This window comes from Janthinobacterium amylolyticum, assembly GCF_051380655.1.
Taxonomy (GTDB): Bacteria; Pseudomonadota; Gammaproteobacteria; order Burkholderiales; family Burkholderiaceae_D; genus Janthinobacterium.
Genome location: NZ_JBNYXL010000001.1, coordinates 444,101 through 467,667, shown reverse-complemented (window position 1 = coordinate 467,667; position 23,567 = coordinate 444,101). Strand labels below are relative to the sequence as shown.

Sequence of the window (23,567 nt, the reverse complement as noted above, 5' to 3'; positions counted from 1 at the left end):
CGCTGTTGGCCCCGGCCTGCCTGTCAGCGGCCCGGGAAAGCCAGCGAAGCTACGTGTTCGCCCTGCGTCGTGCCGTCCGCCAGCTGGCGCGCCGGCACCACCATCACCAGTTCGCCGCCCACGCTGCCGTCGGCATGATGATCGATGCGCACCTTCAGCTGGCGGTCCAGCGCGACAAAGGCGTTGCGGCCGGCGGCGACGATGCGGTGCTCGTCCTGGTTGCCGATGCGCGCATACATCAGCGTGCCGCTGCGGCGCAGCTGCAGGGTGTCGCCATTCGACAGGTCATAGGTGCCAGCGAACGGCAGGAAGTCGTCGCGCATCATGTAGTGCGGCTGGGCTGGCACCTCGATGCGCAAGGAATGGCCCGGCACTTCGACGGTTTTATCTTGCGGCAGGGTTTGCGCGTGCGCCGCCAGGCAGGTGGCGGCCAGGCCCAATAATGTGCTCAGAATGATGGTTTTCATGATGTCGTCCCTCGATGGTTGATCGCCCCTGGCGCGCGCCCGGTCGGGCGGGGCGTGAGGCTGGAGCCAGTCTAGGCAAGGGGGCGGCGCCGCGCATCATTCATCCGAATGAGATGGCGATGGATTTTTTGCGTGGCCGCTCAGGGTGCGCGGGTGTGGCAGCTGGTGCCAGCTTGGCACCAAGGAAATCTTGTTCCAGTGCAATCTCGCGCGGGAAATTGCCGCCCATGATGTAAGATTCGCACTATGTCCGATTTCACATTTACTGATTGCCCATGAGTTCAATAATGATTCCCGACGTCGCCCTGGTCGACAACACCGAACAACGCACGCCGCTGGTGCTCGTGCTGGACTGCTCCGGCAGCATGGACGGCGAGCCCGTCTCATTGCTGAACGAAGGCCTGGCCTTGCTGGAACAGGAACTCAAGTCCGACGTGATCGCTTCCAAGCGCGTGCGCATTCTGGTGATTCAATATGGCGCCCACGATGAAGCCGTGGTGGCCAGCAACTGGTGCGACGCCATGGATTTCACGGCGCCCCTCCTGGCCGCGAATGGCACCACGCCGACCGGCGCGGCCGTGGAACTGGCGCTGGCGGAAATCGAGCAGGAAAAGCAGCGCTTCCGCCAGGCCGGCGTGGCGTACACGCGGCCATGGCTGTTTTTGATGTCCGACGGCGAGCCGACGGACCGCTGGCAGCGCGGCGCCGAGCAGGCGCGCGCGGCGGAACAGTCGAACAAGGTGGCGATCTTCCCGATTGCCGTGGGCGACAACGCGAATATCGATTCCCTGGGCCAGTTTTCCAGCCGGGGCGAGCGGGGCGTAAAGCAGCTGAAAGGCCTGCAGTTCCGTGAACTGTTCCTGTGGCTGAGCGCCAGCATGCAGGTGGTGTCGCAGTCGCGCCCCGGTGCGCAGGCCCAGCTGGCCTCGACGGACGGCTGGTCTGTCGTGAGCACCTGATCGATGGCAGCAGTGCAGGCAACACAGGATACCTGGCGCGTGTTTGGCGCGTCCGTCACGGGCAAGGCGCACCTGGACAACAATATCGCTTGCCAGGACGCGCACGCGTATGCGGAAGTCAACGGCGTGCTGGTGGCCATCGTCTGCGATGGCGCCGGTTCGGCCAGGCTGAGCGAGCAGGGCGCGCAGTTTGTGGCGAAGCAAAGCGTACTGGCGCTGGCCGGGCGGCTGGAGCAGGGCGCCAGCGTGCAGGATTTGCATGACGGCGCCTTGGCGGGCACCCTGGCGCAGGTCCGCGCCGCATTGGATGACATTGCCAGTGCCGCCAATGCCACCCTCGATGACTACGCCACCACCGTGGTGGGCGTGGTCATGGGCGCCGACAACGGTTTCTTTTTCCACCTGGGCGATGGCCTGAGCGTGGCGCAGCTGCCGGACGGCGGCGAACTGATCTCGCTGCCCGCGAACGGCGAATACGCGAACGAAACCTACTTTATCAGCGGCGAACGCTGGCGCGAACAGCTGCGCCTGCTTGCGATTCCGCACGCCGTGCGCGGCGTCGTGCTGATGTCCGATGGCTGCATGCCTTTTGCCATGAGCAAGAATAACGGTGCCCTGTACGCGCCGTTCATGGATGCCGTGCAAGGCTATCTGCGCACGGTCGACAGTGTCGAGCTGGGCAATACGGCGCTGGCCTCCACCCTGGCCGACCCGCGCACGCACCAGATCACGGGCGATGACAAGACCCTGCTGCTGGCCATGCGTCCATGAGCCAGAAGCAGGGCGTGGCACCGGGCCTGAGTCCGGGTGGAAAAATCTGGCTGGATAAAGTCCGCAGCCTGGTGCTGGGTAAACTCATCAAGAGCGGCGGCGCGGGCAGCGTGTATCTGCTGCCGGGCGCGCCCGCGCAGGTTGCCAAGCTGTACCATCCGCACCTGGACCGGGCCGCCAACCGGCGCAAGCTCGAAGCCATGCTGGAGCTGACCCCCGAATTGCCCGACCAGCTGGAAAACGGCAAGCGCTACGTGCAGATCGCCTGGCCGCAGGCGGCCGTGTTCGACGGCCAGGGCGGCTTTGCGGGCTTCGTCATGCCCTTGCTGGACATGGCGCAGACGGCCGAGCTGGAGCAGGTCTTGCAGGAGCGCCAGGCGCGCGCGGCCGGCTTGCCCACGGGGCTTGGCCCCAAGCTGACCCTGGCCGCCAACCTGGCCGCCGTCATCGATGCCTTGCACCAGCAGCAGCATTACGTGGTCGACCTGAAACCCGTGAATCTGCGTTTTTACCGCGATTCGCTGTACATCGCCATGCTCGACTGCGACGGCTTCAGCATCCAGGGCCATGCGGAGCGCTTTCCTGCGGAGCAGTTCACCGTCGATTACCTGGCGCCGGAATTCCAGCGCAAAGGCATGCCGGCCGGCGCGGAAATGGCGCAGGACCGCTTCGCCCTGGCCGTGGTCATCTTCCAGTTGCTCAATTTTGGCATCCACCCGTACAGCGGGCGGCCCGCCAATGCGCAAGTGGCGACCGATATTCCCGGGCGCATCCGCGACGGCTGCTATGCGTATGGCATCAAGCGCCACAAGCTGCTGGCACCGAACGCCACCAGCGGCCATGCGCTGATGCCGCCCGAACTGCGCGCCATGTTCGACCGCGCGTTTTCGCCATCGCCGAAGCCGCAGCGGCCATCGGCGGCGGACTGGGCGCAGTTGCTGCGCGGCTATGCGCAGCGCAGCGGCGGCAAGCTGGTGGTGTGCGGCGTCAATGCCGAGCACCAGCATTTCGCGGGCCTGGGCTGCGCGGCCTGCGCGCGCGACAAGGTCATCGGTGCGGCCGCGCAGGCGTCCGTCGTTGCCCAGCAGCAGATGCTGGCGCAGTCGCAATCGCGGTCCCAGCCGCAGCCGCGCAGCACGCGCCGCACGGCGCCGGGCCAGGCGCCTGTTTCCATCCCCATCCCCATCCCATTAGCCGGCAACACGGGCGGGGGCATCACAGGTAAAGGCTGGGCCGTGGTGGTGCTGCTGATCGTACTGTTCCTGATCGGCTTTACGGCCTGGATCTCGTCCTCCGATGAAAGCAGCAACAGGGCACGCCTGCAGGCGCAAGCCAGGCAGGCGGCTGGCCTGGAAGTGTTCGGCTGGCGCCAGCGCAAGACGGGCGGCTACCTGCCATCGGACGCGCGCAAGGCCTTGCGCAGCCTGTCGCAGGCAGTCAGCAAGGGCGACGATGGCGCCGTCACGCGCGGTTTGCAACTGTTGTACCGTTCGGCGCAGGAAAAGTCATCCAGCTACAAGGGCGACGCCACGCGCGCGCGGCTGCGCACCACCCTGATGGAAGGGCTGGGAGCGATGCCAGGCCACGATTCCAAGCTGGCCGATACTTATCAGGATCAGCTGCTGGCCGACCCGCTCGACCACTTGGCGGCCGCTGCCATGGGGCGCATGCACCTGAGCCTGAACGAACCGCAGGCGGCGCGCCAGTATTTCGAGCAAGCCGTGTGGGCACACCCGACCGATGGCGTGGCCTGGCTGGGCATCGCCGCCACGGCCCTGATGCGCGGCGGCGATGAGCAAGATGCCGTCAACCTGGTGGCGCTGGCGCAGTTGACGGCATACCGCTATGCGGTGGAAAACGCCATGCCGACGGAACCGGGTGAACCGGCCGACAACGGCGCGGTGCGCACCGCCGAGCGCATGTCGCGGGCCGCCAATGTGCTGCGCATGGTCCAGGCGGGTCCCTACGAGAAGCGCTGGGACAAGGCGCTGGCCGATGGCGCGCTGCTGGCGGAAAAACTCAAGGCCTTGCCGCCGTTGCCGGATCAGCCTGCCAGCGTGCTGCGCGAGACGATGACGACGGTGGGCTATGGCGCGCTCGATGAAGAGCAGGCGACGGGCGAAAATCGTTTGACCCTGTCGATTGCCGCCGATGGCACCCTGACGTATGCGGCGGCGCAATTGCCGATGGAACCCCAGTTGAACAAGGTCATCCTTGATAGCATCCAGCGCTGGACTTATTTGCCGGCCGTCAAGCATGGCCAGTTGCAGGATGCCAAGGCGGAAGTGCTGGTGCGCTACCGCAATGGCAGGGTCAGCTTTGTACCGGCCGAAGTGCGTGTCTCGCCGGAAGAATGAGGGAATCACATGAAAATCAAGATGTTAAGTGCGCTGATAGGCGCTTCCTTGCTGGCACCGGGCCTGGCGCAGGCGGAGATCGTGCAGCGCCAGGTGCTGTCAGCCATCGCCGCCGAACAGGATAGCGAAGGCGCCGACGTGCTGACGGTAGCCTTTGATACCGCTTGCGGCGGGAGGCAGCTGCGCATGGACGCGCGCTCGGTGAGCATGGATGACAAGCAATACGAGGAGATGAAAGCACAGCTTGCCGAACGCATCCGCGCCAGGACGCCGCTGCTGGTCACCCTGGCGCAATGCCCTGCGGGCGAGACGGGTGAGGCGGCCGTGCCCGTGATCCGCAAGCTGGCGGGCTGCGACCCGGGCGCCTGCGCCGACGGCAAGGCGCGCTTGTATCTCGATGAAAAGCTGTTCCCGCAAGAAAAGCGCAGGGCGCCCTACGTGCTGGTGCTGCCGATGCCGAAAGGCAAGCTGCCGGGCACGTGGGAAGTAGCGGTGCTCAGCACGGTACAGCGCGGCCGGGTAAGGCTGGCGGGGCAGGTCGATGCCGCTGATTACGTGTCGGGCCGCCTGGTGGGCGGCTACACTTATTACTACCCGGACGGCCAGATCGAAAAACAGGTGCCGCAGGACGCCAGGGGCCGGCAGCAGGGCGTGGCCAGCAGCTACTATCCCGACGGTACGCTGGAGTCGCGCAGCCAATGGCGCGACGGCATGCCGGAAGGGATACAGCGCAGCTATCACAGCACGGGCAAGTTGCGCGAAGCCGTGGAATTTCGCCATGGCGGCCAGGTTGACGGTACTGTCGACACCTTTGACGCGAACGGCAAGCTGAGGACACGCCAGACCTTGCGCGATGGCAAACTGGAAGGCGAACTCATTACGTATTTCCCTGACGGTAAAATTTCCAGCCGTACGCAAATGAGCAAGGGCAAGTTCCATGGCCTGGCGACCTATTACCATCCCGATGGCGCCGTGCGCTCCACCATGACAATGCTCAATGACTTGCCCACGGGCGAGGCGCTGGAATTTTATCCTGACGGCAAGGTAAAAACACGCCAGCAGTATGCGGGCAATGGCGCGCTGCTCAAGGTGCAGCGCTACACCCAGCAAGGCGTGCTGGTGCTGGAAAGAAACTGGGACACGCAGCTGCGCGAACAGGGCACGTCGCGTTCGTGGTACGCCAATGGCAAGCCCGAACTGGCGATCGAATACGTAAATGACCAGCGCGACGGCTGGAGCCGCAGCTGGGGCGAGGATGGCAGCGTGAAGAATGAATGCAAATATGTGGCAGGCAAGGCACAGGGTGTATGCGCGGACACGCTGCGCTCGCCGGAATTGGAGCGCAAGGAGCAGGCATGGCGCGCATTGAATTGAAGCGCTGGCTTGGCGCCGTGCTGCTGTTGCCGGCGCTGGCCCATGCCGAGATCGTGCAGCGGCAAGTGGTCACGGCCATCCAGGCCGCGCCCGCCAATATCGGCGGCGATGTGCTGAGCGTGGCCGATGACACGGGCTGCGGCGGCCGGCAGCTGCGCATGGATGCCGGCTCGCTCGGATTGAGCGAGGAGCAGTATGGCGTCATGAAGGTCGAGCTGGCCAACATGATACGCGACAGCAATCCCTTGCTCGTGCGCCTGCATGCCTGCCCCGCGCCAGACCGGGCTGGCGCCGAGGCCATTCCCGTCATACACATGCTGCGCGGCTGCGATGCGCACTGCGCCGACGGCAAGGCGCGCCTGTACCTGAACCACAATCTGTCGCGCGGCGAGGAAATGGATCAGGCGCGCTACGCACTGGTGCTGCCGCTGCCGCCAGGCAAGACACCAGGCACCTGGAAAGTGGAGATTTACCACGCGCGCGAAGGCGAACCGAAGCGGCTGGTAGGCGAGGTCAACGATCGCGATTACCTGCGCGGCAAGCTGGTGGGCAACTACAGCATGTATTACCCGTATGGCCAGCTGGAAATGCAGGTGGAGCAGGATGGGCGCGGCGTACAGCAGGGTACGCAGACGCTGTATTACCCCGAAGGCAAGATTTCCATGCGCAATACGTGGCGCAATGGCGTGCAGGAAGGCGAACAGCGCACCTATCACAAGACGGGCAAGCTGAACGAGGCCAGCCAGTACGCAAGCGGCGCCCGCGCCGATGGCGTGGTGGAGTCGTTTGATAAAGACGGCAAGCTGCGCACGCGCATGACCCAGGTCAAGGGCCAGACGGAAGGCGAGCTGCTGTTGTTCTATCCAGATGGCAGCGTGGAAAGCCGCAGCCGCTACGAGAATGGCATCCGGTCAGGACCGAGCACCGGCTATTTCCCGGATGGCAAGGTGCAGCGCACAACACAGTACGTGGACGACAAGCCGGCCGGCGACAGCGTCGAATACTACCCGGATGGCACAGTGGCCAGCAAGCGCAGCCACAGCGGCCACTTCGTATTGCGCAGCGAACAGCGCTTTAGCCGGGCTGGCATATTGATGGTGCAGAAACAGTGGAACGAGGGCGGCCGCGAGGAGGGCGCGCTGCGTTCCTGGCATGCGAATGGCAAGCCTCGTCAATTGATCGAGTATGTGGATGGGGAGCGCCACGGCTGGACCCGGCACTGGCGCGAGGATGGCAGCCTGGAAAGCGAATGCCGCTATGTAGCCGACGTGGCGCAGGGCGAGTGCACGGGAGCGTCCGCCGAGTTTTCTTATACGGAAGATGGGATCGCGTTTCAGATGCCGCAGCAGTGATGGGCCATATTTAAGCCAAAGCAAGGACTAGGGTCGTACCCTGAGGGTGCGACCCCGGCTCCTTGCCTGTGGGTTTGGTGGTGCTATCGGCTTGCACCCAGGCGGGGACTGCGGCGTAACATTAGCGATGCGGCGGCGTCAGCACGCTGGCGATGGCTTTCGGCAGGGTCTCCGGATAATCGCGGCTGAAGTGCAGGCCGCGGCTTTCGCGGCGGGACAGGGCGCTGTTGACGATCATCGAGGCCACGTCGACCAGATTGCGCAATTCCAGCAAGTCGTGTGTGATGCGGAAGTTGCGGTAGTACTCGTCGATCTCTTCCTTCAAGAGGGCGATGCGGTGCTGGGCCCGCTCCAGGCGCTTGGTGGTGCGCACGATGCCCACGTAATTCCACATGAAGCGGCGCAGCTCGTCCCAGTTGTGGGCAATCACCACTTCTTCATCGGCATCCGTGACCCGGCTTTCATCCCAGTCCGGCAGGTAGGGCGTGCCCAGTTTTTCCTTGCTTTCGATATCTTGCGCGCAGGCACGGCCGATGACGATGCATTCCAGCAAGGAGTTCGAGGCCAGGCGGTTGGCGCCATGCAAGCCGGTGCAGGCTGTTTCGCCGACCGCATACAGGCCCGGCAGGTCGGCGCGGCCGGACAGGTCCGTCACCACGCCGCCGCACGTGTAGTGGGCGGCAGGCACGATGGGGATCGGCTGCTTGGTGATGTCGATGCCCAGTTCCAGGCAGCGCGCATAGATGGTGGGGAAATGTTCGATGAGGAATTCGGCCGGCTTGTGGCTGATGTCCAGGTGCACGTAGTCGAGGCCGCGTTTCTTGATCTCGAAGTCGATGGCGCGCGCCACCACGTCGCGCGGCGCCAGCTCGGCCCGCTCATCGTGGGCCAGCATGAAGCGGGTGCCCGCTGCCGCGCCCGCTTCCGGCGGCAGTTTCAGCAAGCCGCCTTCGCCACGGATGGCTTCGGTAATCAGGAAGGATTTGGCGTACGGGTGGTACAGGCAGGTCGGGTGGAACTGGATGAATTCCATGTTCGACACGCGGCAGCCGGCGCGCCAGGCCATGGCGATGCCGTCGCCGCTGGCCGTGTCGGGATTGGTGGTATACAAATACACCTTGCCGGCGCCGCCCGTGGCCAGCACGGTGTGCTCGGCGGCAAAAGTCAGCACCTTGCCAGTTTGCTCATCCTGCACATACAGGCCGTGGCAATGCGGCTGCGCATTGCGCTGGGTGGGTTTCATGCCCAGCTTGTCGGAGGTGATCAGGTCGATCGCGCAATGGTGTTCAAACAGGCTGATGTTCGGGTGGGCGCGGACTTTTTCTTCCAGAGTCACTTGCACGGCGTGGCCAGTGGCGTCGGCCGCGTGGATGATGCGGCGCTGGCTGTGGCCGCCTTCGCGGGTCAGGTGGAAGCCCAGTTCGGCCGACGCATCGCGCGTGAACGGCACGCCTTGCTCGATCAGCCATTCGATCGCTTCGCGGCCATGCTCGACGATGTAGCGCGTGGCGCTCTCGTCGCACAGGCCGCCGCCGGCGATCAGGGTGTCTTCAATGTGCTGCTGGTGGCTGTCGCCCGAGTCCAGCACGGCCGCGATGCCCCCTTGCGCCCAGTTGCTGGCGCCATCCTGCAGCGCGCGTTTGGAAATGATCGCGACGGTGCGCGTTTCAGCTAAATGCAGTGCAACCGATAAACCCGCCAGGCCACTGCCGACAATCGCTACATCAAATTTCATGACATTTATCTCTTTTAGGGGAAGCATACTATAGTGCATTTCACATCAATCGGTAATGTGTTGAGATAAATTCTGCCGACGACAGATAGTCGGGGCCGCAGCTTGTGACGCATCAATGTCTGCGTGGAACAGTCCGCCATGATGGCAAGACCGGTAGCAGACCGCCTTGCGCACGGTGCCGCTGCTCGGCTTGTTTCTTGCCGCAGGGGGACCCATGATCCGTATCTTCAGCCATTACGTCTCGAAAACAGCGTTTGTCTTGCTGCTGCTGGAAATCATGATCCTGCTGCTGTCGGCCACGCTGACATCCTTGCTCTGGCTGGCGGACAGCAGCCGCCTGGTGCGCGTGGGCGAGGTCTATCTGTCGTCGCTGATCTTTGCCCTGGTCATCGTTTTCAGCATGAGTGCGCTGGGCATGTACCAGCACCGCTCGCGCGACGATATCCGCGACACCTTGTTGCGCATCCTGCCGTCGTTCGCGCTGGGCTTTGCGGTGCTGAGCTTGCTGGTGCGCTTCATTCCCGCTTTGCATTTCGGACGTGGCGGCGTGCTGATCTTTGGCCTGGGGGCCATCGGCGTGCTGCTGGCGCGCCTGGTGGTGTTCAAGTCGTCGCAATCGGCGCTGATGGAGGGGCGGCTCATCCTGATCGGCGGCGGGGCGCTGGCGCGCGAATGCATGGAGCTGGCGGCCAGCAAGATCGGTTTCCACCAGTTCACGGTGGTGGGCTGCATCGACGTGGCTGGCGAACAACGCTGTGTGCCGGCTTCGGCCCTGCTGCCCGCCGAAGCGTCGCTGCTGGCCATGGCCCAGCGCCACGATGCGCATGAAATCGTCGTTTCCGTCAGCGACCGGCGCAATGGCGCGTTTCCCGTCAAGCAATTGCTTGAATGCGTGCTGGGCGGCGTGAAGGTGATCGACGCGGCCACTTTTTTCGAGCGCGAAGCGTGCCAGATCCGCATCGATTCCTTGCAGCCCAGCTATCTGATCTATGGCGGCGGCTTCGACCAGAGCTTTTTCCGCGCCGCCTCGAAGCGGCTGTTCGACCTGGCCGCCAGCGGCGTCATCTGCCTGGCCGCGCTGCCGGTGATGCTGCTGACGGCCATCTGCATCCGCCTGGAAGATGGCGGCCCCGTGTTTTACCAGCAGGAGCGGGTGGGGCGCGACGGCATGCCGTTCAAGGTGCTGAAATTTCGCAGCATGCGGCGTGACGCCGAGCGCGACGGCACGCCGGTCTGGGCGCTGGCCAACGATGCGCGCATCACGCGCGTGGGGCAGCTGATCCGTACGCTGCGCATCGACGAACTGCCGCAGATGCTCAATGTGTTTCGCGGTGAGATGAGTTTCGTGGGGCCGCGGCCCGAGCGCGCCTATTTTGTCGAGCAGTTGAAGGAACAAGTTCCGTACTACAACATTCGGCATAGCATCAAGCCGGGCATCACGGGGCTGGCGCAGGTGCGCTATCAATATGGCGCCTCCATCGAGGATGCCGTGCAAAAGCTGCAATACGATTTGTATTATGTAAAAAATAACAGCCTGTTCCTCGACTTGCTGATCCTGCTCGATACGGTGCAGGTGGTGCTGTTTGGCAAGGGTAGCCGATGATGCGGCCGCAGTCGGACTGGCTGGCGGCGGCGGACGCGGCGGCGCTCAGCCATGGCCTGGCCTCGCTGGCCTTCTTCGTGCTGGCGCTGCTCTTGATCAGCAACTGGCGCGCGCGGCAAAATGTGCGTGCCTTGCTGGCCGCCTGCCTGGCGACGGGCGCGTGGGCGACGGGCACGGTGGTGCTGGTGCTGCTGGGCCAGCGCGTCTCGCTGGCCGGCGATGCGCTGGAAATGCTGCGCACCCTGGCCTGGCTGGTGTTTTTGCTGCTGCTGATCGAGCCGTCGCCTGCGCGTTTGCGCATGGTGCTGGCCGGCATCGCCCTGACGGCCCTGGCGCCCTGGCTGTGCTCCGTGGCCTCATCCTGGCTGGCGCTGCCCTTGCCGGCGCGTAACATCGCCAGCGTCTGCCGCGTGCTGCTGGCCGTGCTGGGCATGTTGCTGGTGGAACAGTGGTACCGCAACACGCCGCCCTTGAAGCGCTGGGGCATCAAATTTGCCTGCCTGGGCGTGGGCGGCCTGTTTGCCTATGATTTCTATCTGTACAGCGATGCCTTGCTGTTTCGCGCGATTAACGGCGACATCTGGGCCGCGCGCGGCACGGTCAACGCCCTGTGCGCGCCGCTGCTGGCCATCTCGGCCGCGCGCAATCCGGCCTGGGCGCTGGGCCTGTCCGTCTCGCGCCAGATGCTGTACCGCTCAGCCGCCTTGCTGGGCTCGGCCATCTACCTGCTGGCGATGGCGGCCAGCGCCTACTATTTGCGCTACTTCGGCGGCACCTGGGGCGCCTTGATGCAGATGGCCTACCTGGGCGGTGCGGTGCTGCTGCTGGCCGGCGTGCTGTTTTCCGGCAGCCTGCGCGCCAAGCTCAAGGTGTACATCAATAAACATTTTTATAATGCCATCTTTGATTACCGCGAAGAATGGCTGCGCTTTACGCGCGCGCTGTCCGAAGATGGCCCGGCGCTGGGTGAACGCACGATACAGGCCGTGGCGCAACTGGTGGAAAGCCGCGCCGGCGCCCTGTGGATTTTGCGCGAACAGGGGCAATTCGCGCCCGCCGCCAGCTGGAACTGGCCGCTGCCGGCCTGGAGCGAGGCGGCGTCCGGGTCCCTGTGCCAGTTCCTGGAGGCACGCCACTGGGTGATCGACGTGGCCGATTGTCAACAGAACCCGCGCCAGTACGGCGGCCTGGCCTTGCCGCCCGCGCTGCTGGCGCTGCCGGACGTGTGGCTGCTGGTGCCGCTGATGCTGCACGGCCAGCTGTTTGCGTTGGTGGCGCTGGCGCGGCCGCGCACGCCCATCGGCCTGAACTGGGAAATCCGCGACGTGCTGAAGATTGCCGGCAGCCAGGCCGCCAGCTACCTGGCGCACCGCGAATCGCTCGATTCGCTGATGGTGTCGCGCCAGTTCGAGTCGTTCAACCGCATGTCGACCTTCATCGTGCACGATTTGAAGAACCTGGTATTCCAGCTGTCCTTGTTGCTCAGCAATGCCGAAAAGCACCGTGCCAATCCCGCGTTCCAGCAAGACATGCTGGGCACGCTTGAGCATTCCGTGCAGAAAATGACGACCTTGCTGCAAAAGCTGGCGCGCGGCGAGGCGCCGGAAGCGCCCGTGCCACTGCGCCTCGACGGCTTGCTGCGCCAGGCCGTGGCGGCTAAGGCCAGCCTGGCGCCCGCGCCACGGCTGGAAATTGTCGATGAAGAACTGACGGTGCTGGCCAACCGCGCGCGCCTGGAACGGGTGCTCGGTCATTTGATCCAGAACGCCATCGAGGCCACCGCCAGCGATGGCAAGGTGGACGTGCGGCTGCTGCGCGAACGCCAGACCGCTGTCGTCGAACTTGACGATACGGGGCAGGGCATGAGCGAGCAATTCATCCGCGAGCGGCTGTTCAAGCCGTTTGACACCACCAAGACGGCGGGCATGGGCATCGGCGTGTTTGAAAGCCGCGAATACCTGCGCGAAGTGGGCGGCAGCCTGGAAGTGCGCAGCGCGCCGCAGGTGGGCACGACGTTTCGCGTGATCCTGCCGCTGCATGCGCCTGTGGGGGCAGACCGGCCGGCGGAAATGCGCCTCAATGATGCGCATGCCAATCCGCAAGGACTGACGCAAATTTCCGCAGCGTCATCCACTGACAGTAGGTGATCGTATGGCGAAACAAAAACTGCTGGTCATCGAAGACGATCCCGGCCTGCAAAAGCAGCTGCACTGGAGTTTTGACGCCTACGAGGTCTTGCTGGCGGGCGAGCGCGAGGCGGCGCTGGCGCTGGTGCGGCGCCACCAGCCGGCCGTGGTGACGATGGACCTGGGCTTGCCGCCCGACCCGGACGGCGCCACGGAAGGGCTGGCCACCTTGCAGCAAATCCTCGCGCTGGCGCCGGACACGAAAGTCATCATCCTTTCGGGCAACCAGGAGCGCGCGCATGCCTTGAAGGCGATCGCGCTGGGCGCCTATGATTTTCACCAGAAACCGTTCGACGCCGACATGCTGGGCCTGGTCATCGCGCGCGCCTTCTACCTGCACGCCATGCAGCAGGAAAACCGCCGCATGCTGCAAACCCAGGCCGATTCGCCCCTGGCCGGCATCGTCAGCCGCGACCCGGGCATGCTGAAACTGTGCCGCAGCGTGGAAAAGGTGGCGCCATCCTCGGCCAGCGTGATGCTGCTGGGCGACTCGGGCAGCGGCAAGGAACTGATTGCGCGGGGCTTGCATGCGCTGTCGAGCCGGCATGCGCAGCGCTTTGTCGCCATCAACTGCGCGGCCATCCCTGAAAACCTGCTGGAAAGCGAGCTGTTCGGTTACGAGCGGGGCGCCTTCACGGGGGCGGCGCGGCAAACCCTGGGCAAGATCGAGCTGGCGCACGGCGGCACTTTCTTTCTTGATGAAATCGGCGACATGCCGATGGGGCTGCAGGCGAAACTGCTGCGTTTCCTGCAGGAACGTGTGATCGAGCGCCTGGGCGGCCGGGCAGAGATTGCCGTCGACGTGCGCATCGTCTGCGCCACGCACCAGGACCTGAAGGCGCTGGCCGAACTGGGACGTTTCCGTGAAGACCTGTTTTACCGCCTCAGCGAAATCGTCCTGCGCATCCCGCCGTTGCGCGAGCGGGCCGGCGACGCGGCCCTGCTGGCCCACCATTTCAAGAACAAATTCTGCGCCAGCGAAGGGCGCAGCAACCTGCATTTCAGCGCCGGCGCGCTGCAGCTGATCGAAAGCTATGGCTGGCCCGGCAATGTGCGCGAGGTGGAAAACTGCATCAAGCGGGCCGTCATCATGAGCGATGGTCCGCAAATCGCCGCCGACGACCTGGGCCTGCCCGCCAGCGCCCAGGCGGCGCCGGCCGACGACGCCATCAACCTGCGCCAGGCGCGCGACGCGGCCGAATACCGGGTGATGGTGCGGGCGCTGGCCCGCGCGGACGGCAATATCGTCAAGGCGGCCGAACTGCTGGGCGTGAGCCGGCCCACCCTGTACGACCTGATGGGGCATCACGGCATCAAGTAGACAGGCAGGCAAGCACGTGTATTAAAAATCAAGATTGTGTATGGCGTCGCACATACGGCTGCGCGGCCTCGGCGCATCCTAGCCTCATCGACAACAAGGAGGCGCCATGAACGCGATCAGTTTATTGATGCAGGACCATAAAGCCGTGAAGGCTTTGTTTGCCCAATATGAAGGCTTGAGCGACCGCTCCTTTGCCACCAAGAAAAAGCTGGCCGACCAGATCTGCCAGGAACTCACCGTGCACACGCAGCTGGAAGAAGAAATCTTCTATCCGGCCGTGCGCCGCCCCATCCACGATGGCGACCTGATGGATGAAGCCATCGTCGAGCACGCCAGCGCCAAGGAGCTCATCGCGCAAATCATGGCCATGGACCCGGCCGATGACCTGTATGACGCCAAGGTCAAGGTGCTGTCCGAGCAGATCGAGCACCACGTCAAGGAAGAAGAGGGCGACATGTTTCCCAAGGTGCGGCATACGGCCGTCGACCTCGATGCGCTGGGCCAGGAAATGGCCGCGCGCAAGGAGCAGCTGACGGGCCAGCCTGCCTGAATGCCATCACGCCTGAATACCATCACATTACACAACAGGGAGAATTCCATGCAAGCTACACAACTGTCCGTCTCGGACTTGAACAACCCGGGCGTCTCCTGGGGCGCCGTGCTGGCAGGGGCTGCGGCGGCCGCCGCCTTGTCCTTCATTCTGCTGATCCTCGGCGTGGGCCTGGGCCTGTCATCCGTCTCGCCATGGTCGTTCAACGCGACGGCGATCGGCGTGTCGACCATCGCCTGGCTGGCCTTCATGCAGCTGGCCGCGTCCGGCATTGGCGGCTACATGGCGGGGCGCCTGCGCGTGAAATGGAGCTCCATCCATACGGATGAGGTGCACTTCCGCGACACGGCACACGGCTTGCTGGCCTGGGCCGTGGCGACCCTCGTTACCGTCGCCATCCTGGCCGGCGGCACGCGCGCCGTGCTCAGCGGTGCCATCGACGCGGGCAGCGGCGTGGCGGCGGCAGTGGCCCCGGCCGTCGGAGCCGGCGCCGCGGCTGCCGGTGGTGCGGCTGGCAATGCGGCCGGCGCCAAGGCTGGCGAAGGCGGCGGCGCCAATCCGCTCGACTATTTCTCCGACATGCTGCTGCGCGCCACGCCGGCAACGCTGCCGCCTGCCGCCACTGGCACCCTGGCCGCACCTGCGCCAAACAGCGGCGCCAGCCTCGCCGAGCAGCGCGTGGAAATCGGCAGGATCTTCGCCACGGGCCTGTCCACCGGCAGCCTGGCCGCCGATGACCGCGCCTACCTGGGCCAGATCGTTGCCAGCCGCATGGGCTTGAGCCAGGCGGAAGCGGAAGCCCGCGTCGATGCCGTCTACGGCCGCGCCGCCAAGGCCGCAGCCGATGCCAAGGCTGCCGCGCAGCAAGCGGCCGAAACGGCGCGCAAGGCCGGTGCCCACACGGCCCTGTGGATGTTCGTCGCGTTGCTGCTGGGCGCCTTCGTTGCCAGCCTGGCAGCCACCTTTGGCGGCCGCCAGCGCGACCACGAGCGCGTGTTGCGCCACGTCAGCATCTAACCCCCAACCAATACTAGGAGTCTGCCATGCGTTCCATCCTCTTGCTCTTGCTGGGTATTCCATTGCCCATCGTCATCCTGATCGCCCTGTTCGTGCGCTAACAGGTACACAAACCGGCGCCCGCTGCAAGGTGGGCGCCGGTTTTTGCGTGAAAGCGGGCGCGTGTGTAAGATGGCGCCATTCTTCCACCGGGATACACCATGACCCTGACCGCTTTTCGCCCCTTGCTGAAAACCACCGCCATCGCCGCCATCGCCTGCGCGGTCCTGGCCTCGTGTTCCACCCTGATCGGCCCGCGCGACGTGAACGTGTCGCTCGCCAAGATGCAGCAGGGCCTGGAGCGCCGTTTTCCCATCGACAAGCGCGTGCTGTCCGTGCTGGACGTCAAGCTGACGCAGCCGCAACTGTCGCTGCAGCCAGAACGTGAAAGAGTCGCCCTCAGCGTCGACGCCAGCGTGATGCCGCCGTTCATCCGCCAGACGTGGCGCGGCAGCCTGGCCATGTCCGGCCGTCTGGTGCTCGATGCCCAGCGCAATGCCGTCTACCTGAGCGAAGCGAGCGTGGACAAGGTGAATATCGCCGCCCTGGACGAATCGCAGCAGCGCCAGTTCGCCAAGGTGGCCAGCCTGGTGGCTGACCAGCTCATGCATGAAACGCCGATCTACACCTTCAAACCCGAAGAATTGCGCTACGCGGGCGTGCAGTTCGTGCCGACGCGCATCCAGACCACCAGCAGCGGTTTGACGGTGACGTTCGAACCCGTGAAGTAAGGCCGGCGCCGAACCGCGCGCCCCTTTGCAGTGGCTTGGCCCGGCACGGATATCTATTGTGCTATAGTAACATTTACTTAAATAGTAACATTTACTTATCTCGGGGCGAGCGGTGATGCATATCAATACAGCAGCAATTCAACGCGGGGCGTTGTCCGCCACGGAAGGCCGCAAGCCATCAACCGAGAAAACCCAGGCTGCCCAGGCGCCAGGCGGTGCCGGCGCCGTGGCGGACGATGTCGTGATTTCGACCCTGGCCGGGCGCCTGGCGAAGGCTGCGGCGGCCACCAGCGCCACCATCCAGGGCTTCGATCATGCAGCGCTGGGGGCGTGGGTGAATGGCAATACCGACGACATCCTGTATCCGCTGGATGCGGAACACAAGGCGGCGGCCGCCAAGCAGCTGCCGCAACCGAATGACGCGGCATCGGCAAGGTCGGCCGCCGCCGCGACCGCCTATGTCGACAGGAAAGGCCCCAATCCATTTGCCGGCTTGTCGCGCGAGCAATTGGCTGCCATCTCGCACGATGACAGCGGGACATTTACCATCAACGAGCGGCGCGCCGCCTTCATGCAGGCGTATCAGGAAGAAGAGGCGTGGCGTACCCAGGTCCTGGCGCAAGCCATGCATGAGTATGCAACCACGGGCAAGCAGACCAACTTCTTCAAATCCGTGCTCGCGCATTTCAATGAATTGCCCCTTCTGGAGCAATCGCAATATCCTGCCAATTACGCGAGCGACCTGGAAGGCAAGATCAAGCTCGATTTTAATTATTTCAACCATGCCGCCGGCAATGGCGGGCCAACGCCGGGTTCGCTCGCAGACCTGCTGAAAAATCAGGATAAACAAGGCCTGGAGCTGTTTGACCTCCTGCTTCGCTGAGCCCTGCAATGGTGCAAGCGTCGTTGCTGCGCCGCAGGCAGGCAGCCTGCCGCGCAAGCAGCCGGGTTCTACGCGGCGTCCGGCATCAAGCGGGGCGGCCCGATGTCCCGGCCGCACGGGCGGCGCATGATCAAGTGATAAGCCAGTGGGCCAGAAGAATAACCGCGAGGGCTATTCCTTGGCGTGGTTCAGCGTGTACCTGGGCAGTTCCACCGTCAGGTCTTCCTGGGCCAGGCGTGCCTGGCAGGACAGGCGCGAGTGGGGCTGCAAGCCCCAGGCCTGGTCGAGCATGTCTTCCTCGTTGTCGCCCAGTTCGTTGAGCGAATCGAAACCTTGCACCACGACCACATGGCAGGTGGAGCAGGCGCCGACCTGGCCGCAGGCGTGTTCCATCTCTATTTTGTTGAGCAGCAATGCGTCGCAAATGCTCATGTTCTGCGGCGCGTCAAAGACAGCGCCGTCGGGGGCCAGCTCGGGATGGGGCAGGACGGTGATTTTTGGCATGCGGGGTTCTCCTTGATGTCGCTTGAATACCGCTACCTTGAACCTTCCTGCCTTGATAAGGTCAAGCGCAAAGTTGCGTCTTGACGCGAGCTGTCAGCGCTTATACCTGCGAGGCCGGGTGCTCGGCCAGCGGGACGAACTTGCCCGTCGACTCGTCGAGCGCGTCGAGCGAACCATTCTCGATGTCATACACCCAGCCATGCAGGGTCAGGCGTTTTTGCATGATGGCCAGGGCCACCGACGGATGCGTGCGGATATTGTTGAGTTGCGCGACCACATTGGCGCGCACCATGCCATCGATACGGTCCTGCTCTGTCGGGTGCTCGACGGATTCATTGATCATGCGCGCCGCATCCGCGTGGCGCAGCCAGTTCTTGACCGCCGGCATGTGATCGAGGCAGGTGCAGGTGGCGATGGCTTTCATCGCGCCGCAGTCGGAATGGCCGCAAATGACGATGTCCGTCACATTCAAGGCGGCAACGGCAAATTCGACCGACGCGCTGACGCCGCCCGGTTCCGGACCAAACGATGGCACGATGTTGCCCGCGTTGCGGATCACGAAGAGTTCGCCAGGTTCGCGCTGCGTCACCAGTTCCGGCACCATGCGGCTGTCGGAGCAGGAAATGAACAGGGCCTTGGGCGTCTGTCCCGTGGCCAGCGACTTGAACAACTCGCGGCGCTCGGGAAAGACTTCCTTTTGGAAACGTAGAAATCCGGCAATGATGTCGCGCATAAGAGAAAGCAGAGAGTGACTGAAGCCGCTATTATCGCTGATTTGCAGGCGTCGATGTGGCCGCCACCCTCGGGCGGTGCTGGCTTTCGCTGTGCGAACGCGCGTATCTCGGCGGCAGGCGCGCCATGCTGCCTGACATGAAAAAACCGCCCGTAGGCGGTTTTGTGCAGGCACTGACGACGGCTTATTGCTTGTCAGGCAAGGCGTAGGCCAGCACGTAGTCGCCACGGTCCGGCGACTGGCGCGCACCGCCGGCGCTGACGACGATGTATTGCTTGCCGGTTTTCGGCGAGACATACGTCATCGGGCCGGACTGGCTGCCCACGGGCAGGCGCTGTTTCCATATTTCCTTGCCGGTGGCGCTGTCAAAGGCGCGCAGATAGAAATCCTGCGTGCCGGCAAAGAACAGCAGGCCGGACTGCGTCGACATGGACGCGCCCAGGGTCGGCATGCCGATCGGGATCGGCATTTTCATGCGGATGCCCATCGGGCCCGTATCCTGCACCGTGCCGACCGGCACTTGCCACACCAGCTTGCGCGTTTTCAGGTCGATGGCCGACATGGTGCCGAACGGCGGCTTCTGGCACGGGATGCCCGCCTTCGACAGGAAGCGTTCGCGCATGGCGCCAAATGGCGTGCCTTCCTGCGGCACGACGCCCATCTCGATGCCGCTGGCGCCTTTTGGAATGGCGGCGCGCGGGATCATGTAGTTGGCCAGGCCCAGACGCATGTCGTTGACGAACATGTAGCTGGTGGTCGGGTCGACGGAAACGCTGCCCCAGTTCATGCCGCCCAGCGAACCGGGAAATTGCAGCGAACGGTCGAGGCCAGGCGGCGTGTAGACGCCTTCGTGGCGCATGCCCTTGAATTCGATGCGGCACAGCAACTGGTCAAAGATGGTGCCGCCCCACATGTCGGACTCGTGCAAGGTGGCGTTGCCGATCGACGGCATGCCGACAGAAAACGGTTGCGTGGGCGAATAGCGCTCGCCTGGCACATTGCCTTGCGGCACGGGGCGCTCTTCCACTTGCGCGATGGGCTGGCCCGTGACGCGGTTGAGGAGGAAGATCTCGCCTTGTTTCGTCACTTGCGCCAGCGCGGGCAGGCTGCCGCCTTTGCCGTCAGGAATGTCGTACAGCAGCGGCTGGGCGGGCAAATCAAAATCCCACAGATCGTGGTGGGTGGTCTGGAAAGTCCAGCGCACCTTGCCGGTTTTCGCATTGACGGCGACGATGGACGAGCTGTACTTGTCGTCCAGGGCCGTGCGCGTGCCGCCGAAGAAGTCCGGTGTTGCGTTGCCGGTCGGCAGGTAGATGGTGTCCAGCTGGGCGTCATACGACATGGCCGACCACACGTTCGGCGTGCCGCGCGTGTAGGTCTGGCCGTCTGGCGGCAGCTTCGTGATGGCCGGGTTGCCCGGATCCCAGGCCCACACCAGTTCGCCGCTGCGCACGTCAAACGCGCGCACCACGCCCGGCGGTTCGCCGGTGGAGAAATTGTCGGCCACGCGGCCGCCGACGACGACCAGCTCGCCTGCGATCAGCGGCGTCGACGTCTGCTGGTAGTAGCCGGGCTTGACTTCGCCCATGCCCGTTTTCAGGTCGACAACGCCGCGGTCGCCGAAATCGGCGCAAGGCTGGCCGGTGGCCGCGTCGAGCGCGATCAGGCGTGCATCGATGGTCGGCAGCAAGATGCGTTTGCGGCAGGCGGCCGGTGCGGCATCGCCGGAAGCCGTGGCCGGCAACGATTGCGCGGCGGGCGCTTCATGGTAGCCCAGGCCGCGGCAGCGCTGCCAGTTCGGCGCGGAACCCTGCGGGTCGTATTTCCACCGCTCGGCGCCCGTGTCGGCGTCCAGCGCCACCACCTTGCCGTAGGCCGTGCAGACGTACAGGGTGTCGCCCACTTGCAGCGGCGTGTTCTGGTCTTCGGCGCCGGATCCGTTGCTTTGCGGGATGTCGCCCGTGTGCGCCGTCCAGGCCAGTGTCAGCTGGCTGACGTTGCCCTTGTTGATCTGATCCAGGGCGGCGAAGCGGTTGCCGGCCGTGGTATTGCCCCAGTGCAGCCAGTTTTTCTGCTGCGCGCCGGGCGCGACGGGCGTGACGCCCGCCACCACGTCCGCTTCAATGACGGATTTGGGCAGGAAGAAATTGACGCCCGTGATCGCCAGGCAGACGGCGATCAGGCCCGCCAGCGCGAAGGCGCCCTTGCCGGCGGGCGCGCCAGCGGCGCGGCGCAAGCCCGGGTAGGCGAGGGCGACGAGCAGGGCCAGCACGCCGAAGACGAACAAACGCGACACCAGGGGCCAGAAGTTCCAGCCGGCGTCGATGGGCGCCCATACCAGGGCAACGATGAAGGCGGCACCGAACAGCACGGCGCCGGCCGGCTTGCTGCGCCAGACGAGCACGCCGGAAACCAGGGTGGCGATGCCCATCGGCAGGTAAAACCAGCTGCCGCCCAGGTAGATGAGGCAGGCACCGCCGATGGCGAGGAAGAGGCCGGATAAAATGAGCAGCGCGGCTGGCAGGTAGCGCAGCGGCGATGCTGCTTCAGATGAGGATGAACTGGAAGGGTTCACGATGATTCCTTTTTATTGTTGGCCGGACAGCCAGGCGCGGCCCGGTAATACTAAAAACCAAGACTCGGTTTCCCCGTTTGGCGAGGGGTGGGCGCAGGCAGGCAAAGTGCGGTGGGAGAGTGAAAGTTTGCGATGCCGCTCAGGTAGCATCCAGCGCAAGCGCCCACAGCCTGGCGCGCGCTGCATTCAGCCCGAGTTTAGCGTGCTGGTCTTGCTGTCGAGATTGGCGATGATGCGGCTGAGCATGTCCAGCAAGGCGTGTTCTTCCTCGGCGCTGAAACCGGCGAGGGCTTCGCGGTTGCTGGCATGAATCGCTTCCTTGATCAGGGGCGACTGCTGTAATGCGGCCGGGGTAAGGCCGAACAGGCTGCTGCGTCCATCGGCAGGATCGGGTTGACGGCTGACCAGGCCGTCACGTTCCATGCGCGCCAGGGTGGCCGCCATGGTCGGCTGTTCGACGGCAGCGGCGACGGTCAGGGCTTTCTGCGTCAGCTGCGCGCCGTTCGCCAGTTCGTAAAACACGGGCAGCTGGCCAGGCGCCATGCCGATCAGCTTGAGCTTGCGCTCGATAATCCTGGCAAACAGGCGCGCCGCCCGGCTGGTCATGTGGCCGGCGGACTGTTCCTTCTGGAAGTCGATCACGGAAACTCTCCGGTGAAAAGAATATAGCATGCTATCATAATTTGAATCAATATAGCAGGCTATGTAGTTTTTCGGCATGCAGAAACGCAAAAACCGCCCGAAGGCGGTTTTTTTACGTGGCAAGGCCGGCGTCTAGATAAAATAGATCAGCGCGATGATGCCCACCACCAGCGCCACGCGGGTGACTTGATACGCGGTCTTGTTCCACGCCTTGAAGCGGCGGCGGTACTGGCCCATGGTCCAGGAAATCTGGAACAGTTTGCTCACGCCGCCCACCTGGTCGCCCAGTTCGTTGGGCGAGGCGGCGGCTGTCATCAGGGTGCGGCCCAGCCAGCGGTTCAAGCCTTGTGCCCAGCGGTAGCGCATCGGGCGCTCGATGTCGCAGAACAGGATGATGCGGTCGCTGTCGGCATCGTTGCGGGCCCAGTGGATATACGTTTCATCGAACATCACGGCCTGGCCGTCGCGCCAGCTGTGGCGCTCGCCATCGACATCGATGAAGCAGCGGTCGTCATTTGGCGTCTGCAAGCCCAGGTGGTAGCGCAGGGAACCGGCGAACGGGTCGCGGTGCGGGTTGAGCTTGCCGCCCTGCGGCAGTTCCGCGAACATGGCCGCCTTGATCGACGGAATCGATTGCAGCAGTGCATAGGTTTGCGGGCACATCTGTTGCGCCGACGGGTGATTGGCGTCGTACCATTTCAGGTAGAAACGCTTCCAGCCATACTTGAAGAAGGAATTGAAGCCCACGTCATTGTTCTTTTCCGCCGCCTTGATCTTTTTCATTTCCTGCATGCGCAGCGCTTCATCGCGGATGATCTGCCAGTTCTGCTGCAGCGGCGCCAGTTCCGGGAATTGCTCGACGGACAGGTATGGCGTGGCCGGCACCTTGGAAAAGGTGTGCATGAACAGGTTCAGCGGCGCCATGAACGAGGAGTGATCGAAGATCTGGCGGCGAAACGGCAGGCGCACCTTGCCCCGGAAATGAATATGTAAAACAGAAAACACAAAAATGCCCAGCAAGGCCCACTTCATACACAACCTCGTTTTTTAAGAATGGGGCAATTATAACCAGTTACTGCCATCGCCATCCTGCATCTGGGTGAAGGAAGCATGAAGCGGCGCGCAGGGCAGCGCTGCCCTACAATATCCCTATTTCATCACTGACATGGGGGAAACATGGATATCTGGCACGCACCGCTCGACCTGGCCACGCTCAATGCCGCCAGCGAAGGCACGGCGATGCGCCATCTGGGCATCGCTTTCACGGCCTTTGGCGCGGACTGGATCGAGGCGACCATGCCTGTCGATCACCGCACCATGCAGCCCTTTAAGCTGTTGCATGGCGGCGCCTCCGTGCTGCTGGCTGAAACCCTGGGCAGCATGGCCGCCAACGCCTGCCTCGACAGCCGCCTGCAAGTAAGCGTGGGCCAGGAAGTCAACGCCAACCACCTGCGCGGCGTGCGCGGCGGCCTGGTGACAGGGCGCGCCACGCCCATCCACCGGGGCCGCACGAGCCAGGTATGGGAAATCCGCATCGTCGACGAGCAGGGCAAGCTGTGCTGTATTTCGCGCATCACGATGGCCGTCATCGATGCGCCCGGCCGCGCGTGATTACTGCCTTGAGCGCCGTCTTGATTTGCATCAAGGCATGAAAAGTGGGCGTGTGGAATGATAAATAACGCCGTTCGCTTATAATTCAGTGTGCTCACGTGCCGCGCCGGGTTTCCGCGCGCGTCTGGATTGCCCGAAATAAAAGCTGACTGCCCAA

The 23,567-nt window shown here is 64.0% G+C and carries 20 protein-coding genes; 13 read left to right on the top strand and 7 right to left on the bottom strand.

Annotation, left to right across the window (positions count from 1 at the left end):
• Window positions 1-23: 23 nt before the first annotated feature.
• Window positions 24-467 (bottom strand): hypothetical protein, encoded by a 444-nt coding sequence (locus tag ACQ4WR_RS02245; protein ID WP_436485028.1) that lies wholly within the window; start codon window positions 465-467, stop codon window positions 24-26.
• A 275-nt stretch (window positions 468-742) separates the two neighbouring features.
• Here ACQ4WR_RS02245 and ACQ4WR_RS02240 point away from each other — a divergent pair, with 275 nt between their 5' ends.
• From ACQ4WR_RS02240 to ACQ4WR_RS02220, 5 genes are read left to right on the top strand one after another with little or no spacing between them, the layout of a single operon-like run.
• A complete protein-coding gene (locus tag ACQ4WR_RS02240; RefSeq protein WP_436485027.1) occupies window positions 743-1,426 on the top strand; it encodes a vWA domain-containing protein in 684 nt (227 codons plus the stop codon).
• Window positions 1,427-1,429: 3 nt separating this feature from the next.
• Complete coding sequence (locus ACQ4WR_RS02235; RefSeq protein WP_436485026.1) at window positions 1,430-2,197, top strand: PP2C family serine/threonine-protein phosphatase; 768 nt, start codon at window positions 1,430-1,432, stop codon at window positions 2,195-2,197.
• The gene (locus ACQ4WR_RS02230) at window positions 2,194-4,554 is read left to right on the top strand and encodes a hypothetical protein (RefSeq protein WP_436485025.1); all 2,361 of its coding nucleotides are present in this window, start codon (window positions 2,194-2,196) and stop codon (window positions 4,552-4,554) included. Before ACQ4WR_RS02235 ends, ACQ4WR_RS02230 begins: the two co-directional genes overlap by 4 nt.
• A 9-nt stretch (window positions 4,555-4,563) precedes the next feature.
• A complete protein-coding gene (locus tag ACQ4WR_RS02225; protein WP_436485023.1) occupies window positions 4,564-5,928 on the top strand; it encodes a toxin-antitoxin system YwqK family antitoxin in 1,365 nt (454 codons plus the stop codon).
• Complete coding sequence (locus tag ACQ4WR_RS02220; protein ID WP_436485021.1) at window positions 5,910-7,280, top strand: toxin-antitoxin system YwqK family antitoxin; 1,371 nt, start codon at window positions 5,910-5,912, stop codon at window positions 7,278-7,280. Before ACQ4WR_RS02225 ends, ACQ4WR_RS02220 begins: the two co-directional genes overlap by 19 nt.
• Before the next feature lie 121 nt (window positions 7,281-7,401).
• Here ACQ4WR_RS02220 and nadB read toward each other — a convergent pair whose 3' ends face one another.
• Window positions 7,402-9,015, bottom strand: coding sequence for an L-aspartate oxidase (gene nadB / locus ACQ4WR_RS02215; protein ID WP_102295445.1), 1,614 nt, complete (start codon window positions 9,013-9,015; stop codon window positions 7,402-7,404).
• 214 nt (window positions 9,016-9,229) lie between these two features.
• On the opposite strand from nadB, the gene ACQ4WR_RS02210 reads away from it, so the two are divergent.
• From ACQ4WR_RS02210 to ACQ4WR_RS02180, 7 genes are all read left to right on the top strand, one after another.
• The gene (locus tag ACQ4WR_RS02210; RefSeq protein ID WP_436485019.1) at window positions 9,230-10,618 is read left to right on the top strand and encodes a TIGR03013 family XrtA/PEP-CTERM system glycosyltransferase; all 1,389 of its coding nucleotides are present in this window, start codon (window positions 9,230-9,232) and stop codon (window positions 10,616-10,618) included.
• On the top strand, window positions 10,615-12,765 hold the full coding sequence (prsK, locus tag ACQ4WR_RS02205) for an XrtA/PEP-CTERM system histidine kinase PrsK (RefSeq protein WP_436485018.1): 2,151 nt from the start codon (window positions 10,615-10,617) through the stop codon (window positions 12,763-12,765). Before ACQ4WR_RS02210 ends, prsK begins: the two co-directional genes overlap by 4 nt.
• Before the next feature lie 4 nt (window positions 12,766-12,769).
• Window positions 12,770-14,125, top strand: a complete 1,356-nt coding sequence (prsR, locus tag ACQ4WR_RS02200) for a PEP-CTERM-box response regulator transcription factor (RefSeq protein WP_436485016.1) — start codon at window positions 12,770-12,772, stop codon at window positions 14,123-14,125.
• Window positions 14,126-14,231: 106 nt separating this feature from the next.
• Window positions 14,232-14,675, top strand: a complete 444-nt coding sequence (locus ACQ4WR_RS02195; protein ID WP_436485014.1) for a hemerythrin domain-containing protein — start codon at window positions 14,232-14,234, stop codon at window positions 14,673-14,675.
• A 48-nt stretch (window positions 14,676-14,723) separates the two neighbouring features.
• Window positions 14,724-15,692 carry a hypothetical protein gene (locus ACQ4WR_RS02190; protein WP_436485012.1) on the top strand — a complete coding sequence of 323 codons (969 nt, stop codon included), beginning with the start codon at window positions 14,724-14,726 and terminating at the stop codon, window positions 15,690-15,692.
• A gap of 200 nt (window positions 15,693-15,892) precedes the next feature.
• A complete protein-coding gene (locus ACQ4WR_RS02185; protein WP_102299036.1) occupies window positions 15,893-16,462 on the top strand; it encodes a DUF1439 domain-containing protein in 570 nt (189 codons plus the stop codon).
• Window positions 16,463-16,577: 115 nt separating this feature from the next.
• Window positions 16,578-17,345, top strand: a complete 768-nt coding sequence (locus ACQ4WR_RS02180; protein ID WP_436485010.1) for a hypothetical protein — start codon at window positions 16,578-16,580, stop codon at window positions 17,343-17,345.
• Between the two features lie 171 nt (window positions 17,346-17,516).
• On the opposite strand, the gene fdx is transcribed toward ACQ4WR_RS02180, so the two are convergent.
• The 5 genes from fdx to lpxO all read right to left on the bottom strand — a co-directional run bounded on the left by fdx (window position 17,517) and on the right by lpxO (window position 22,831).
• The gene (gene fdx, locus ACQ4WR_RS02175) at window positions 17,517-17,849 is read right to left on the bottom strand and encodes an ISC system 2Fe-2S type ferredoxin (RefSeq protein WP_102299032.1); all 333 of its coding nucleotides are present in this window, start codon (window positions 17,847-17,849) and stop codon (window positions 17,517-17,519) included.
• Between the two features lie 100 nt (window positions 17,850-17,949).
• Window positions 17,950-18,582 (bottom strand): carbonic anhydrase, encoded by a 633-nt coding sequence (locus ACQ4WR_RS02170; RefSeq protein WP_102299030.1) that lies wholly within the window; start codon window positions 18,580-18,582, stop codon window positions 17,950-17,952.
• Window positions 18,583-18,766: 184 nt separating this feature from the next.
• Window positions 18,767-21,115, bottom strand: a complete 2,349-nt coding sequence (locus ACQ4WR_RS02165) for a glucose/quinate/shikimate family membrane-bound PQQ-dependent dehydrogenase (RefSeq protein WP_436485379.1) — start codon at window positions 21,113-21,115, stop codon at window positions 18,767-18,769.
• A gap of 228 nt (window positions 21,116-21,343) precedes the next feature.
• A complete protein-coding gene (locus tag ACQ4WR_RS02160) occupies window positions 21,344-21,799 on the bottom strand; it encodes a MarR family winged helix-turn-helix transcriptional regulator (RefSeq protein ID WP_436485009.1) in 456 nt (151 codons plus the stop codon).
• A gap of 132 nt (window positions 21,800-21,931) precedes the next feature.
• Complete coding sequence (gene lpxO / locus ACQ4WR_RS02155) at window positions 21,932-22,831, bottom strand: lipid A hydroxylase LpxO (RefSeq protein WP_046685160.1); 900 nt, start codon at window positions 22,829-22,831, stop codon at window positions 21,932-21,934.
• A gap of 144 nt (window positions 22,832-22,975) precedes the next feature.
• On the opposite strand from lpxO, the gene ACQ4WR_RS02150 reads away from it, so the two are divergent.
• Window positions 22,976-23,410: a hotdog fold thioesterase gene (locus tag ACQ4WR_RS02150; RefSeq protein WP_436485007.1), complete on the top strand. Its 435-nt coding sequence runs from the start codon at window positions 22,976-22,978 to the stop codon at window positions 23,408-23,410.
• Window positions 23,411-23,567 lie beyond the last annotated feature (157 nt).